The sequence below is a fragment of the Kribbella speibonae genome (genome assembly GCF_004331375.1).
GTDB classification, from domain to species: Bacteria; Actinomycetota; Actinomycetes; order Propionibacteriales; family Kribbellaceae; genus Kribbella; species Kribbella sindirgiensis.
Genome location: NZ_SJKC01000005.1, coordinates 583,757 through 597,907 on the forward strand (window position 1 = coordinate 583,757; position 14,151 = coordinate 597,907).

Annotated in this window: 11 protein-coding genes; 5 read left to right on the forward strand and 6 right to left on the reverse strand. The window is 68.5% G+C overall.

Annotated features, from left to right (window positions below; genetic code table 11):
* Positions 1-31 precede the first annotated feature (31 nt).
* Entirely contained in the window at positions 32-3,253 is a 3,222-nt protein-coding gene (locus tag E0H92_RS34065) for a hypothetical protein (RefSeq protein ID WP_131499141.1), read from the forward strand.
* On the opposite strand, the gene E0H92_RS34070 is transcribed toward E0H92_RS34065, so the two are convergent.
* Both E0H92_RS34070 and E0H92_RS34075 read right to left on the reverse strand, forming a co-directional pair.
* On the reverse strand, positions 3,254-5,197 hold the full coding sequence (locus tag E0H92_RS34070) for an acyl-CoA dehydrogenase family protein (protein ID WP_131461816.1): 1,944 nt from the start codon (positions 5,195-5,197) through the stop codon (positions 3,254-3,256). It lies immediately after the preceding gene.
* Positions 5,198-5,248: 51 nt separating this feature from the next.
* Positions 5,249-6,238 carry an aldo/keto reductase gene (locus E0H92_RS34075; RefSeq protein WP_131461817.1) on the reverse strand — a complete coding sequence of 330 codons (990 nt, stop codon included), beginning with the start codon at positions 6,236-6,238 and terminating at the stop codon, positions 5,249-5,251.
* A gap of 149 nt (positions 6,239-6,387) precedes the next feature.
* Here E0H92_RS34075 and E0H92_RS34080 point away from each other — a divergent pair, with 149 nt between their 5' ends.
* Positions 6,388-8,550, forward strand: coding sequence for an ATP-binding SpoIIE family protein phosphatase (locus tag E0H92_RS34080; RefSeq protein ID WP_131499142.1), 2,163 nt, complete (start codon positions 6,388-6,390; stop codon positions 8,548-8,550).
* A gap of 16 nt (positions 8,551-8,566) precedes the next feature.
* Here the strand turns inward: E0H92_RS34080 and E0H92_RS34085 are convergent, their stop codons facing one another.
* Positions 8,567-8,953, reverse strand: coding sequence for a MerR family transcriptional regulator (locus E0H92_RS34085; protein WP_131461819.1), 387 nt, complete (start codon positions 8,951-8,953; stop codon positions 8,567-8,569).
* Between the two features lie 81 nt (positions 8,954-9,034).
* On the opposite strand from E0H92_RS34085, the gene E0H92_RS34090 reads away from it, so the two are divergent.
* Positions 9,035-9,394 carry an ArsR/SmtB family transcription factor gene (locus E0H92_RS34090; RefSeq protein WP_420323479.1) on the forward strand — a complete coding sequence of 120 codons (360 nt, stop codon included), beginning with the start codon at positions 9,035-9,037 and terminating at the stop codon, positions 9,392-9,394.
* Positions 9,391-10,113, forward strand: coding sequence for a cation diffusion facilitator family transporter (locus E0H92_RS34095; RefSeq protein ID WP_131461820.1), 723 nt, complete (start codon positions 9,391-9,393; stop codon positions 10,111-10,113). Before E0H92_RS34090 ends, E0H92_RS34095 begins: the two co-directional genes overlap by 4 nt.
* Positions 10,114-10,120: 7 nt before the next feature.
* Here the strand turns inward: E0H92_RS34095 and E0H92_RS34100 are convergent, their stop codons facing one another.
* Both E0H92_RS34100 and E0H92_RS34105 read right to left on the reverse strand, forming a co-directional pair.
* The gene (locus E0H92_RS34100; RefSeq protein WP_131499143.1) at positions 10,121-11,335 is read right to left on the reverse strand and encodes an MFS transporter; all 1,215 of its coding nucleotides are present in this window, start codon (positions 11,333-11,335) and stop codon (positions 10,121-10,123) included.
* Positions 11,335-12,711, reverse strand: a complete 1,377-nt coding sequence (locus E0H92_RS34105) for an FAD-dependent oxidoreductase (protein WP_131499144.1) — start codon at positions 12,709-12,711, stop codon at positions 11,335-11,337. The genes E0H92_RS34100 and E0H92_RS34105 overlap by 1 nt, the downstream gene beginning before the upstream one ends.
* 71 nt (positions 12,712-12,782) lie before the next feature.
* Between E0H92_RS34105 and E0H92_RS34110 the strand changes: the two genes are divergently transcribed.
* Complete coding sequence (locus tag E0H92_RS34110) at positions 12,783-13,142, forward strand: ArsR/SmtB family transcription factor (RefSeq protein ID WP_131461823.1); 360 nt, start codon at positions 12,783-12,785, stop codon at positions 13,140-13,142.
* A 308-nt stretch (positions 13,143-13,450) separates the two neighbouring features.
* Here E0H92_RS34110 and E0H92_RS34120 read toward each other — a convergent pair whose 3' ends face one another.
* Entirely contained in the window at positions 13,451-14,116 is a 666-nt protein-coding gene (locus E0H92_RS34120) for an ArsR/SmtB family transcription factor (protein WP_131499145.1), read from the reverse strand.
* Between the last annotated feature and the right edge of the window lie 35 nt (positions 14,117-14,151).

A 14,151-nucleotide genomic window follows, 5' to 3' on the forward strand; every position in this document is an offset into this window, starting at 1 on the left:
CTTATGGGCAAGAGAAGCGGAGGTGGAGCACATGGGGATTCTTCAGGATCCGCCAGACAACGGGCTCGGATCGACCACGGCTGTTTCCTTTCACTACTGGCGGCGGGTCGGGTTCCTGCTGGCAGGCGTCGCCCTCATCGTGCTTGCCGTCGTATTTCTCGGTGACCGTGCCGGGGACAACGATTCGTCTCAGGCCGTCTGGGTCGTGCTCCTGCTGATCGCCGTCGCGCTGAGCGGCGTCGCCCTCTTCACGGCCACTCACATGCAGCGTCAATGGCACGCCGGGCTGCGCTGGCTCGCCCTGATCCTGGGCGCTGTCGTCGCCGCACACTTCGGCGACCTGGCGAGCCTCAAGGGTCAGAAGAGGTCGATCGTCGAGATCGAGCTCGCCGGCAGCAGCGAGGCCTGGACGGCCTGCGGCTGCGACCCGGTCTTCACGAAGGCCGTCCAGCAGGACTTCTGGTTCATCGTCTCGTACGTCGCCCTGCTCGCCCTGCTGGCGTCGTGGGCGGGCCTGTACTTCCGGCTGCCGCTGCTCCGGCGGGCTCGCACCACCGTGGTCATCGCCGTCGTCGTCGCGGGCGCCTTCGATGTCTTCGAGAACATCCTCATGCTCACCGCGGGATCGTCGAACGGACCGTGGCGGTTCGCAGCAGTCTTCGCCTGGGCCAAGTTCGCCTTGCTCGTCGTGACCGTCGTCTACATCGCGGCCGGTGCCTTCGCGTGGTGGTCGACGCCACGCTGGGTCAGGCTCGCCGCTTGGGCGCTGCCGAAGTACGCCCAGAAGGCAGCCGGCATGAAGGCGAAACCCTCGGACAAGGCCGTCCAGGCCGCTGAGGGGGCCATGATGCAACGCCCCGCACCCCCGCGCGGGAAGGCGAGGTACGGCATTGCCCTGTCCGGTGGCGGGATCCGGGCCTCGTCGATCAGCCTCGGCGCGCTCCAGGCGCTCGACGGTGGTGTCCTCGGCTGGTCCGGAGCGCGCGCGGTCACCGCTGTGTCCGGCGGATCGAACATGGCGGCGGGCTGGAGCATCTCGCGTTCCAGCCTCCAGACGACGGACCCCGAGAGCCTGCCGCGAACGAACCTCCGCCAGCTGGCACCTCGCCCGTGGCAACAGCAGGAGAACGGGTGGCTCACCGCCGAAGAGCGCCATCTGGTCGACAACCTCGGATACCTCGGGTCGAACCAGCCTCGAGGATCCGACACTGATCCCGCCGCTGCGAAGGCAACCAGGCAGGCAGGACCCGAAGGCAACCAGACATCCACCAAGGCGTCGTACCGCCCGGCCGTGTTCGCAACGGTGATCGCGGGGCTGACGGTCAACGTGATCGTGCTGACGAGCATGCTCTGGGCGATCACCCGGCCTGTGGGCTGGGCATTGCGCAGCTTCACAGAACTGAGCGGCGAGCTGCCGAACAACGCGATGCACCAGCTCGTCAAGGAGCATTCGCTCTCGCTCCCCGGGCTCATCTTCCTCGGCGCCGGATTCGCCGTCCTGATGCTCTGGGTCCTGGCCGGCCGGTTCCTCGTCGGCTACGCCCAGAACAACAAGTGGGCACGGGTCACGCTGCAGACGTTGAAGCGGGCGTCGTACAGCGCGTTCGCGCTGGGGGCGCTGCTCGCACTTGCCCTGTGGGGCTTCGTCGAACTGGTCGGCGCTGTCGCCCACCTGTCGTTCGCCACGCTGGTCGCGACGGCTGGTGCGAGTGCCGGTGTTGTTGGTTCGGTCGTCCGCATCCTCCGGAAGCCGGCTGCGCGCTTCGCGCCCATGCTCGGCGGGATCGCCTTCGTCGTGGTCGGGCTGGGTGTGACAGCCCTGGCGACCTGGACCGCGGCCAAGTACGAGGTGACGTGGTCCGGGGATGATCTGTTCAGCTGGCGATCCGGCTGGAACTGGGTTCTCGCGCTCGTCCTGCTGACCATTGTGCTGCTAGGACCCAGCTCGGAAAGCTGGTCGCTGGCGCCCTTCTACCGAGGCAAGCTGCGGCTGGCGTACGCGACGTACCGCACCGGGAACCCACAGGACGAGCTTCATGTGCAGCCGTACGAGAACGACGTCCCCGGTACCCCCGACGTCAAGCGTGAACCCGGGTTGTTCGAGTTCAACCGCGGCCCGACAGCGGTGCGTACGCCGTTGGTGGTGTGCACGACCAGCACGGTGACCTCGCGGGCGGTCCGCAGCCGGTACGGCACGCCGGCGCTGAGCGTGACGTTCGACCCGGAGCGGACGATCCTGCATCTGCCGCAGGACGGGCGCGGCAACACGCTGCAGTTCGCCGCATCGACCCGAGTGCTCGACCGGCTCGGGACGAAGATGCACAAGCGGATCACCACGATGATGGCGGTCGCCATCTCCAGCGCCGCGGTCTCCCCCGCGATGGGCCGGTACCAGATCGGTCCGACCAGCATGCTGCTGGCGTTCTTCAACATCCGGCTCGGCGTGTGGATCGCCAACCCGCGGTTCATCACTCAGCTCGAGGCCGCCGGCCTACAGAACCAATCCGATCTGGCCTACCCACGGACCGGGCTCGGTTATCTGTTCAAGGAGTTCTTCGGCGTCCACGACCTCGACGACCCCTATCTGTATCTGACCGACGGCGGCCACTGGGAGAACACCGGACTCGTCGAGCTGCTCCGGATCCCCGAGATCACCGAGATCGTCTGCGTCGATGCCGATTCCGGTCCAGGTGACGCGACCAGCTCACTCGGCAAGGCGATCGCGATCGCCCCGAGCGAGTGCGACATCCGGATCGACATCAGCCTCGACCCGCTCCGGGCGGCGCCCAGCGGTTCGCGCGTACCGGCGTACTCGCCGCGGACCGTCAACATCGGGTTCTTCACCAAAGGCGCGGGATCCTTCACCGACCAGACCGCGATCGGTGTCCTCTGGTATGCCAAGCCCGGGTTGGCCAAGGAGATGCCCGCGGCGCTGCTCGCGTTCCACGAGCGGTATCCGACCTATCCGCGGGAGTCGACCCTGAACCAGTTCTTCGACACCGCGAGCTTCGTTGCCTACCGCAACTTCGGTCGCTACAACGCCCGCCAGATCCTGCTGGCACGCCAGAAGCTTCAGTCAGCGCTGACCGAACTCCTGGCGCTCCCAGACGCGGACCTCGACGAGCAACTGCAAGAGATGGCCGTTGACCACTGGGTCATCGCCGAGCTGTCCCGCGCCGCCCACAGCGCCGCGGCCACGCCGCCCTTGATCAGAGCATATTGCCTCGCGGTGCAGACCTCACTGGTGTCGTGATCAGGAGCGGTAGCGGCGCGACTTGTTGTCCGTTGTGGATTCACCGGGCTGCCATTGGGCGATCCACGGGCCGGTGCCCTCGGAAGGATCCACGATGCCGGCCTCCAGCCAGCTGTGTTTCCCGTCGAGCACCTGCCGCGCCAGCCGTCGATCGTCGTCGTCCGTGTTGCTCCACAACTGATCGAACAGGTGGTCGACCCTCAGCCGCGCCTGCTCACAGAACACCGCCGCCAGCTCGTACGCCGACTCGCCCCGGCCAGTGTCCTGCGCAGTGTCCTGGCCGCGCAGCGTCTCGGCGCGCGAACAGGAGGCCGCCATCGCGAACAGCTCGGCGCCGATGTCCACGATCCTGGCCAGGAACCCTTGCCGGTACTCGAGCTTCGCCTGCCAGCGCCCCATCCCGTAGAACGTCTGCCGCGCGAGCTTGCGCGACGAGCGTTCGACGTACCGCAGGTGCTTCGCGAGCGGCCCGAACTCACGGTACGACCTGGGATCGGTGCCCTTGCCGACGGCGAGCTGCGGCAGCCACTTCGCGTAGAACCCGCTCGCGTTCACCGCGGCCCGAGCCTTGGCCTGGAGGTCCGCGTCCGGTGAGGCCAGGTCGCCGGCCGCGGACAGGTGCGCGTCGACCGCTTCCCTCGCGATCAGCAGATGCATGATCTCGGTCGAGCCCTCGAAGATGCGGTTGATCCGCAGGTCCCGCAGGATCTGCTCCGCCGGCACCGCGCGCTCGCCCCGGGCCGCCAGCGAGTCGGCGGTCTCGTACCCTCGTCCGCCGCGGATCTGCACGAGTTCGTCGGCGATCCGCCAGGCCATCTCGCTGGCCCACAGCTTCGCCAGCGCCGCCTCGATCCGGATGTCCTTGGTGCCCGCGTCGGCCAGGTTCGCGGACAAATCGAGCACCGCCTCGAGCGCGAACGTGGTGGCCGCGATGAACGAGATCTTGTCGGCCACGGCCGCGTGGGCGCCGATCGGCCGGCCCCACTGGACGCGTTCCGCGGACCACTCCCGCGCGATTTTCAGGCACCACTTGGCCGCGGCCGTGGTCGTCGCGGGGATGGACAGGCGGCCGGTGTTCAACGTGGTGAGCGCGATCCGCAGGCCGTCACCCTCCCGACCCAGCCGGTTCTCGACCGGCACCCGGACCTGGTGGAAACGGGTGACGCCGTTCTCGATCCCGCGCAGCCCCATGAAGGCGTTGCGGTTCTCCACCGTGATTCCCGGCGCGTCGGCCTCGACCACGAACGCGCTGATGCCACCCCGCCGGCCGTCCTGCTCAGGTACGCGGGCCATCACCACGACCAGCTCAGCGATGACGCCGTTCGTCGTCCACAGCTTCACGCCGTCCAAGAGGTACGCCGTACCGTCGTCCGTCGGCGTCGCGGTCGACGCCAGCCGGGCCGGGTCCGAACCCACATCGGGCTCCGTCAGCAGGAACGCGGTCACCGCGCCGGCCGCGCAGCGGGGCAGGAACCGCTGCTTCTGCTCGTCGGTCCCGAACATCTTCACCGGCTCCGGCACCCCGATCGACTGATGCGCGGAGACGAGCGCGCTGACGCTCGGATGCACCGACGCGACCAGCATCAGCGCCTTGCCGTAGTACGACATCGGCAGGCCCAGGCCGCCGTACTCGGTCGGGATCTTGATGCCGAACGTCCCCAGCTCCGCGAGCCCCCGCACGTATTCGTCCGGGATCTTCGCCTCCCGCTCGATCAGCAGGCCGTCGAGGCTCTCGCAGTACGCCGCCAGCCGGGCGATGAACTCGTCGCCGCGCGCCGCGTCGTCCGCCGCGACGGCATGCGGTTGCGGGTGGATCAGCGACAGGTCGAAGTCGCCGAGGTACAGCTTCTTGGCGAAGCTCGGCCGGGTCCACTCGGTCTCCCGGGCCGCCTCCGCGACCTCTCGGGCCTCGCGCTCGCCGACCTGCCGGGTTTGAGCCGTCATGGGTATCCCTCCTCGTCTGAGGACTCCTACTACCCGCTAGTACCCTAAATCTCAGAGTCCGACCATGGCCATGCCAGCTGGGTTGTAACGGTCCCCCTGCACACCGATCCGAGCGGCGAGCGCGTCCAGATCCGCGATCTCGTCCGCTGACAGCGCGACCTGGGTCGCGGCGGTGTTCTCGTCGACCCGCGGGCGCCGCCGGGTTCCGGGGATGGGCACGATCCACGGGTGCTGCGCCAGCAGCCAGGCGAGGGCGATCTGGCCGGGCGTGCAACCCTTCGGCTCGGCGAGGGCGCGGACATGGGCGACCAGTGCCTCGTTGGCGGTGAGGTTGCCGGCCTCGAAACGCGGGACCCGCGAGCGGATGTCGTCGGCGGTGAACTCGGTCGACGTACTCACGGTGCCGGTCAGGAAGCCCTTGCCCAGCGGACTGAACGGCACGAACCCGATCCCGAGCTCGGCGCACGCCGGCAACACCTCCGGCTCCGGGTCCCGCGTCCACAGCGAGTACTCACTCTGCACAGCCGTCACCGGATGTACGGCGTGCGCCCGGCGGATCGTCTCCGCACCGGCCTCGGACAGCCCGAAGTGCCGGACCTTACCGGCCTGCACGAGTTCGGCGACCGCACCGGCGACGTCCTCGATCGGTACGTCGGGGTCGACCCGGTGCTGGTAGAACAGATCGATCACGTCGATCCCGAGCCGCTGCAACGACTCGTCCGCGACCCGGTGGATCTGCTCGGGACGTGAGTTCGTCCCGGCCATCCGTCCGTCCTGGATGTTCCACCCGAACTTGGTCGCGATCACGACCCGATCCCGCAACGGTGCCAGCGCCTCGCCGACGAGTTCCTCGTTGACGTACGGCCCGTACACCTCGGCCGTGTCGAAGAACGTCACGCCCGCGGACTCCACGGCGTACCGGATCACACCGATCATGTCGTCGCGATCACCAGGGTTCGGACCATAACTCTGCGACATCCCCATACAGCCGAGACCGACCGCGGAGACCTCCAGCCCTTGACCGAGCGTACGTGTGTGCATGCCTTTTCCTCCTCAGTTCGCTGCCGCGACCGTAGGCCAGCACCACGTGCGCCCGGGAGTCTCTGCGGTTCCAGGTACCAGCAGTACCTCCTTCGCCCTGCACCGCGTTGTGGGCTTGACGTGAGGCGGTTTCCAGCGTGCTATGAGCCATGGGTGGGCGCGAGGGGGTTCCTTGGAGCTCCAAGGCATTCGGGCTGCGCCTACCGGCGGATCTCGGGCACACCGCCGCCGCACTTGTTCTGGTCGGTGCGGCTTACTATCTCGGTGCGCGTCTGGGGCTGGGACTGTCGCTGGTCGAGCGGAACGTCACGCCGCTGTGGCCGCCCAGCGGCATCGCACTGGCAGCGTTCCTGGTTCTGGGACGGTCGATGTGGCCGGCGGTCGCACTCGCGGCGCTGGCCGTGAACCTGCCGATCAGCGCCGGTCCGGTACCCGCGCTGTTCACCGCCCTGGGCAACACGCTGGCGCCGCTGGTGGCGGCGTACGTCCTCGACCGCGTCGGGTTCCGGCGGCAGCTGGATCGCTGGCGTGATGCGTTGGCGATCGTCTTCCTGGGTGCGCTGGGGAGTATGACGATCAGCGCGACCATCGGCTCCATCGCGCTCATTTCCTCGAAGGGAACTGGTGGGCTGGCCGGTGCGTGGGTGGTGTGGTGGACCGGTGATGCGATGGGCGTTCTCGCCGTCGCGCCGTTCCTTCTGTGCATCCCGCTGTTCTGGGAGCTCGAGCCGTGGACGGCTGTGCGCTGGCTCGAGGCGGCGGCAATCCTCGTCCTGACCTCGGCCCTTGCCTTGTGGACCGCGTCCACCGACCTGGCCTTGTTGTTCCTGGTGCTGCCGTGCCTGGGCTGGGCCTCGTGGCGACTGCAGTTACGCGGTGCCGCCCCTGCCGCTCTGATCGCCTCCCTGATCGCAACCTGGGCGGCGACACACGAGCTCGGACCCTTCGCGGGTGAGTCGCTGCTGGAGCAGATGCTGACGCTCCAGGCGTTCAATGCCACCGTCGCGCTCACGTCGTTCTTCCTCGCCGCGCTCGTGACCGAGCGGGTGGGGTTTGCTCGCGCGCTGATGTCCGCGGCTTCCGGCCTGGAGGAGCGCGTCAAGACTCGTACGGCGCAGCTCACGGCGACGAACGACCGCCTGCGCCGCGAGATCCTCCACCGGCACGCGGCCCAGCAACAGCTGACCCTGGAGGAGGCACGTTCCCAGCGCGAGCATGACATCGCGGAGACGCTGCAACGGAGCCTGCTTCCGGACCGGTTGGCCGCCATCCCTGGCGTGGCAGTAGCCGCCCGATACGTCCCAGCGACCGCGGACCTGCATGTCGGCGGCGACTGGTACGACGTGATTCAGCTGCGCGGCGGCCTGATCGGTCTCGTGATCGGCGATGTCGCCGGGCACGGTCTGCAGGCCGCTGCGGCGATGGCACAGCTGAGGATGGCGGTCCGCGCGTACGCCGTCCACGATCCGGCCCCCGTCGCGGTGATGAACGGCCTGCACGACCTGGTCCGGGAGCTGCCCATGGCCGAGATGGTGACCTTGCTCTACGTCCTGTACGACCCGGACAACGGCACGATGCGGTTCACGAATGCCGGCCATCCTCCGGCGCTCCTGATCGACGACGGAGACACGCGGTACCTGGACGGCGGGCTGGCCCCACCGCTCGGCGTACTCACACGATCGGACTACACCGAGGCGTCGCTGCACCTGCGGCCGGGAGCGACCCTGCTGCTCTACACCGATGGGCTGGTCGAGAAGCGCACGCTGTCGATCCAGGACGGCCTCGACCGGCTACTCACCGAAGCGTCCGGCGCCGGCCGATCCGACCTCGAAGCGCTCTGCGATCACCTCCTCTCGACCCTCCCGGACCTCGACCAGGTCGCCGACGACATCGCACTCGTTGCGCTCCAGCCGGTGGTGCTCGCCGGTAGACCGCTGTCGCTCGACGTACCGGCCGAGGCACGCATGCTCTTTCAAGTACGGCACGCGTTACGCCGCTGGCTCCGCGAGTCAGGCGTCAGCGCCCAGATCGCCGACGAGCTCGAGATCGCCTGCGGGGAGGCCTGCAGCAACGCCGTCAGCCACGCGTACGGCACCTCACCAGGCGACATGCAGGTCGAGGCACGACTCGTCGACGGCGCCGTCGAACTGACTGTCCGCGACCACGGCCACTGGCGAACCCCAACCGGCCGCACCGGCGGCCTGGGCCTGACCCTGATCCACAACCTCACAGACGCACTGGACGTCGACAGAACCCCATCCGGCACGACGATCCACATGCGACGCCACCTGACGGCAGAAGACGACCAATGACAGCAGGCTTCCAGCTTCATGGGAGGGCGTCCAGCAACGCGCACCGGCGATCGGCCCGCGGCAGATCACAGCTGTCGACCAGTGCCGACAACGAGTCGTGCATCCGTTGCAGATCGGCGATCCGGGCCGCCAGGTCAGCGCGACGATGCTCAGCCAAGACCCTCGCCGCGTCACAGCCGTCCGGTCCGCCGGCGTCCAGGTGCAGCAACTCCTGCACCTCGTCCAACGTGAACCCCAGCTCCTGCGCCCGTTTCACGAATCGCAGCAGTTCCACCGCCGAGACCGGATAGTCCCGATGGCCACCCAGAGTGCGCGGCGGCTCCGCGAGGAGGCCGCGCCGCTCGTAGTACCGCAACGTCTCTGTGTGCACACCGGCCCGTCCGGCCAGCTCGCTAGTCCGCATACCCCATCGTGAACCCTGTACCTGACTACGGAATCAACCTCTCACTTCCCAATCACCACCTCCAGGCATTAACATCGCCGAATGGCGATGACAGTGGAACCGGTCGATGAGGCGGCAGCGCTGAGCGTGGCGGCCTGCCTGTTCCACGGGTTCAGCGACGCATCCCGGCTCGCGATCGTGCGGCACCTCGCGCTCGGTGAGCACCGCGTAGTCGATCTGACCGAGCATCTCGGTCTGGCCCAGTCCACGGTGTCCAAGCATCTGGCCTGTCTGCGGGACTGCGGCCTGGTGGACTCACGGCCGCAAGGCCGGGCCTCTCTGTTCAGCCTGACCCACCCCGAAGCGACGATGCGGTTGCTGTCCGCGGCCGAGGAGTTGCTCGAGCTGACCGGCGACGCCGTTGCCCTCTGCCCGGTCTACGGCGTGGAGGCCCAGGGATGAGCGAGCAGCAGCCCCTGCAGATCTCGCCTACTCCCCCGAGCACCTGGACCACAGATGCCGAGCAACGCCGCAGGCTGAGCCGGCGCGCTCAACTGCTCGCCGGCGCATCGGTCACCTACAACGTGATCGAAGCCGTCATCGCCATCAGCGCCGGCCTGGTCGCGGGGTCCGTCGCGTTGGTCGGCTTCGGGCTGGATTCGGTCGTCGAGGTCTCCAGCGGCCTGATCATCTTGTGGCAGTTCCGCCACCGGCTTCCCGAAACCCGGGAGCGGCAGGCGCTGCGGCTGCTCGCGTTCTCGTTCTTCGGGCTCGCCGCGTACGTCGCCTTCGAGTCGATCCGGACCCTGATCACCGGCTCCGACCCGGACACCTCACCGGTCGGCATCGGGCTCGCGATCGCGTCCCTCATCGTCATGCCGTTCCTGTCCTGGGCGCAGCGCCGTACAGGCAAAGCCCTCGGCTCGAACGCTGTCGTCGCCGACTCGACCCAGACCTTGCTCTGTACGTACCTGTCCGCCGTCCTGCTGATCGGTCTCGTGCTGAACGCGACCCTCGGCTGGGGCTGGGCCGACCCGATCGCGGGCCTCGTCATCGCCGCGGTCGCCGTACGGGAAGGCCTCGAGGCCTGGCGCGGCGAAGGCTGCTGCTCACCCATCGCGAGCACAGGCCCTGCGAGCTGCAGTTGCGACGGCACCTGTAGCGACGGCTGCTGCGACTGAGCTGCGGTCATACAGGAGAACCCTGCCCTGCCCGCACCTCCACAGGCAGCCGCTGGGCGAGGAACAGGAGGAGACCCGCGACAGCGCAGGAGGCCGCGACCAGCAGGACGAGGGTTCGGTAGCCGAGCGCGGCGGCGAGCAGCGCCCCACCCAGCGGCGCCGTGGCCTTCGCGATCAGGATCGGCGCGGCCAGCGTGCCCGCGATCGTGCCGTACCCGGTCGCGCCGTACCTCTCGAGCAGGATCACCGGAGTCGCGATCGACGCCACCCCGAAACCGAGACCGAACACCACCAGGCACGCGATCGCTCCCGGCAGGTCGCGACCCAGGACGGGCAGCAGCGACATCGCCACACCTTGGCCGATGAGGATGATTCCGACGATCGTCGCCATGGGCAACCATCTGGTGGACAGGGTAGTGACGACCCGGCCGGTCACCGACAGCAGCCCGAGCAGGCCGGCGAGGGTCGCGGCAACCACGGCCGGGTGGCCGAGGCTGATCAGGTACTGCACGAGATGTACGGCGATCACGGCCAGCGCCGCACCGTGCAGGACGAAGGTTGCGGCGAGCAACCAGAACGCGGAATCCCGCAGAACCCAGGCCGGCGACGCGCGCAACCGTCGCTCGTGACGACCAGCAGCCGCGACGCGCCGCAGCCCGAAGCCATGCAGCGGGACGGTCAGCGCAAGCGCCATCGCCAGTACGACGAGGGCCTGCCGCCACTCGATCCGGTCGACCAGCTGACCGGTCAGTGGGATGAAGATCGAGCTCGCGAACCCCGCGACGAGCGTGATCCCCAGCAGTGCCTTCGCCCGCCGCGCGGGCTGCGTGGCCGCCACGACCACCGCGAACGCCGGCTCGTACAACACCATCGCCGACGCCACACCGATCAGCACGAACACGGCGTACAACTGGACAGCGTTGTGGACCTGCGACCACCCGAGCACGGCCAGCGACCCGATGATCGATCCGGCCGTCATCAGCCCGTGCCCGCCACGGGCGTCGAGCCGACGTCCGACCGGTATCGACAACAGACCGGCCACCAGGACGGCGACTGTCAGCGCGCCGGCGGCCGTAGTGTGCGAGATCCCTAGGTCGTTGCTCATCGGGCCGAGGATCACGCTGAAGGCGTAGTACAGCACGCCGTACCCGACGGTCTGGGTGACGGCGAGCACTCCGACCAGCCGTCCAGGTCCAGTGGTCAGACCTGGGGTTGTGGTCATCAGTTGCAGCAGCTGGATTGCTCGGCCTCGATGACTGTGAGCAGGCCGCCGCTGATCCCGGTCGCCAGCCCGCGGCTTACCGGCGCCTCGATGCTGACCGGAGCCGGGCCGCAGCAGCCGCCCGCGGCCTCGTCGGCGGTGTCGCCGTACGCCAGGTTCGACGAGCACACACCGGTCTCCGGCAGGTTCAGCTGAACGTCCCGCGCGGCCTCCCAGTCACCGGCCAGCGCCGCGACCACCGAGCGCGCCTGCTCGTACCCGGTCGCCAGCAGGAACGTCGGCGCGCGGCCGTACGACTTCGCGCCAACCGCGTAGTACCCCGGCTCCGGGTGCGTCAGCTCGTCGACGCCATGCGGCGGGACGGTCCCGCAGGAGTGCTTGTTCGGGTCGATCAACGGCGCCAGCGCCCGCGTCGAGCCCAGGATCGGGTCCAGGTCGAGCCGCAACTCACCCACCATGTCGTGGTCCGGCCGGAACCCAGTCGAGTTCACCACCGTGTCCACGACGACCTGCTGGGCGCCCGCCGTCAGCGCCACGCGGCCGTCCGCCGTACGCGCCATCGACTCGGTCCGGAAGCTGCCCACCAGTTGCACCCGCTCCGACTGCACCAGCTTCTTCAACCGGGCGCCCAACGCGCCGCGGGCGGGCAGTTCGTCGGCCTCGCCGCCGCCGTACGTCCGCGCCTGGTCGGTCCCCCGAACAACCCAAACCACCTCCGTACCCGGCTCATGCTCGGCCAGCTCACCCAGCTCGAGCAGCGTCGTCGCCGCCGAGTGACCAGCACCCACAACCGCCGTACGCCGACCCGCGAAGCGTTCACGATCGCGCCCGAGCACGTCCGGGAGCGCCGACGAAATAGCGTCCGCGACCTCGGCCTCGCCGCGCGCCGGAATGCCCGACGCACCGAGAACGTTCGGCCGCCGCCAGGTCCCGGCCGCGTCGATCACCGCCGACGCGAGTATCTCGTCCCCGTCCGCCAGCCGCACCAGGAACGGGGCCGACTCACGGCCCGCCGTACGGATGCGGTCGTACCCGACGCGGGTGACTGCGACCACTTCAGCGCCGTACTGGATGTTGTCCCCGAGCGTCTTGGCCAGCGGGGCCAGGTACTCGTCGATCAGGTCGCCGCCGGTCGGCAACGCGTCCAGGTCGGGCTCGACCCACTCGCCTTGCTCGAGCAGCCGGCGCGCGGCGCCGTCGATGTCGTAGCGCCACGGACTGAACAGCTTGACGTGCCGCCATTCGTCGATCGCCGCAGCCACGGCCGGACCCGATTCGAGCACCCGGAACTCGACTCCGCGTTCGGCCAGGTGCGCCGCCGCGGCGAGTCCCACCGGGCCTGCTCCGATGACTACCACCGGCTCTGTCACGATCATCCTCCGTGCTGTCTAGAAGTTCATCTAATCAGCAGCTTGCCTCTTGATTCGATGAGAGTCAAGATAGACATATGTCGAAACAGGAGCTGCAGGTGCTCACCGGCTGCTGCACGCCGATCTCCGAGGCCGCCCTCGACCCGGCGCAAGCGGCCGACGGCGCCGCGGTCTTCAAGGCCCTCGCGGACCCGATCCGGCTGCGACTGATGTCGATCATCGCCTCCGCCGGCGACGAGGTGTGCGTCTGTGACATCACACCGCACTTCGAGGTGAGCGGCCCGACGATCTCGCACCATTTGAAGGTTCTCCGCGAGGCAGGCCTGGTCGACTGCGAACGTCGCGGCACCTGGGTCTACTACTGGCCGCTGCCTGAGCGCCTTACCTGGCTCTCCAGCTTGCTGTCCGCGCCTGCCCGCGTGTCAGGAAACGTGTAGCTCGCCGACCAATTTCTCGACCCGTTCGCGGATCTCGTCGCGGACCTGGCGGACGACCGATCGGCTGACCGGCCGGGTCGGTCAGCTCCCAGTCCTCGTACCGCTTACCGGGGAAGACCGGGCAGGTGTCGCCACATCCCATCGTGACGATCACATCGCTGCTCTTGGCGGTGTCGTACTCCAGCAATTGCGGGACGTTGCCGACGATGTCGATGCCCCAGCGCAACGCCCGCTCCACCAAGGAATCTCGCTCAACGTTCATTGCCTCAATAATTGCTGAGCGATAACTCCAGGTCAACCGGCTGGACTCACGGCCGGCGCTCGACCGGCAGGCCCGCCAGCGACCACTCCGGGAAGCCGTCCTCAAGACGGTACGCAACTCGACCGGCAGTGCTGAGCATCCGAACGGCCTCGTCGGCGTACACGCAGTACGGGCCACGGCAGTACGCGACCACGTCGTTGCCGGCACGGACCTCACCGAGACGTTCGCGCAGTTGGTCAATCGGCAACGAGACCGCACCAGGAAGGTGTCCGGCCGCGAACTCCGGTGCCGGCCGGACATCGAGTACGACGACATCACCGACCCGCAGGCGCGTCGTCAACTCGTCGCGAGTCATGGTCCGCAGCGCCGTACGGTCACCGAGATAGTCCCGCGTGAGCTGATCGAGTCCGGCGACATGCTCCTCGGCGGCCGCACGCAGCGACACCCACAACGCGACGACCGCCGGACTCGCCGGCGCGTAGTAGATGTGCGTTCCGGAGCGACGGGTGCGGACGAGTCCGGAGCGCAGGAGCCGCTGCAGGTGGTGCGAGGTGTTCGCAACGGTCTGGCCGATCTCGGCCGCCAGTTCCTCGACCGGCCGCTCCCCCTGGGCCAGCACGTCGATCAACTCGGCCCGGCGACCGTTCGCCAACGCCTTCGCCACCTCGGACAAGGCGTCGAACAGTCGCGCCTTCGCCGCGTGATCACCCATGCCCAGCCTCCCGACCAGCATATTCAAGTCTTCTC

Coding starts and splice junctions, on each gene's coding strand:
- E0H92_RS34070 (WP_131461816.1), bottom strand. CDS start 5,197: ATGACGGCTCAAACCCGGCAGGTCGGCGAGCGCGAGGCCCGAGAGGTC.
- E0H92_RS34090 (WP_420323479.1), top strand. CDS start 9,035: ATGGCGATGACAGTGGAACCGGTCGATGAGGCGGCAGCGCTGAGCGTG.
- E0H92_RS34075 (WP_131461817.1), bottom strand. CDS start 6,238: ATGCACACACGTACGCTCGGTCAAGGGCTGGAGGTCTCCGCGGTCGGT.
- E0H92_RS34120 (WP_131499145.1), bottom strand. CDS start 14,116: ATGGGTGATCACGCGGCGAAGGCGCGACTGTTCGACGCCTTGTCCGAG.
- E0H92_RS34065 (WP_131499141.1), top strand. CDS start 32: ATGGGGATTCTTCAGGATCCGCCAGACAACGGGCTCGGATCGACCACG.
- E0H92_RS34110 (WP_131461823.1), top strand. CDS start 12,783: ATGTCGAAACAGGAGCTGCAGGTGCTCACCGGCTGCTGCACGCCGATC.
- E0H92_RS34080 (WP_131499142.1), top strand. CDS start 6,388: ATGGGTGGGCGCGAGGGGGTTCCTTGGAGCTCCAAGGCATTCGGGCTG.
- E0H92_RS34105 (WP_131499144.1), bottom strand. CDS start 12,711: ATGATCGTGACAGAGCCGGTGGTAGTCATCGGAGCAGGCCCGGTGGGA.
- E0H92_RS34100 (WP_131499143.1), bottom strand. CDS start 11,335: ATGACCACAACCCCAGGTCTGACCACTGGACCTGGACGGCTGGTCGGA.
- E0H92_RS34085 (WP_131461819.1), bottom strand. CDS start 8,953: ATGCGGACTAGCGAGCTGGCCGGACGGGCCGGTGTGCACACAGAGACG.
- E0H92_RS34095 (WP_131461820.1), top strand. CDS start 9,391: ATGAGCGAGCAGCAGCCCCTGCAGATCTCGCCTACTCCCCCGAGCACC.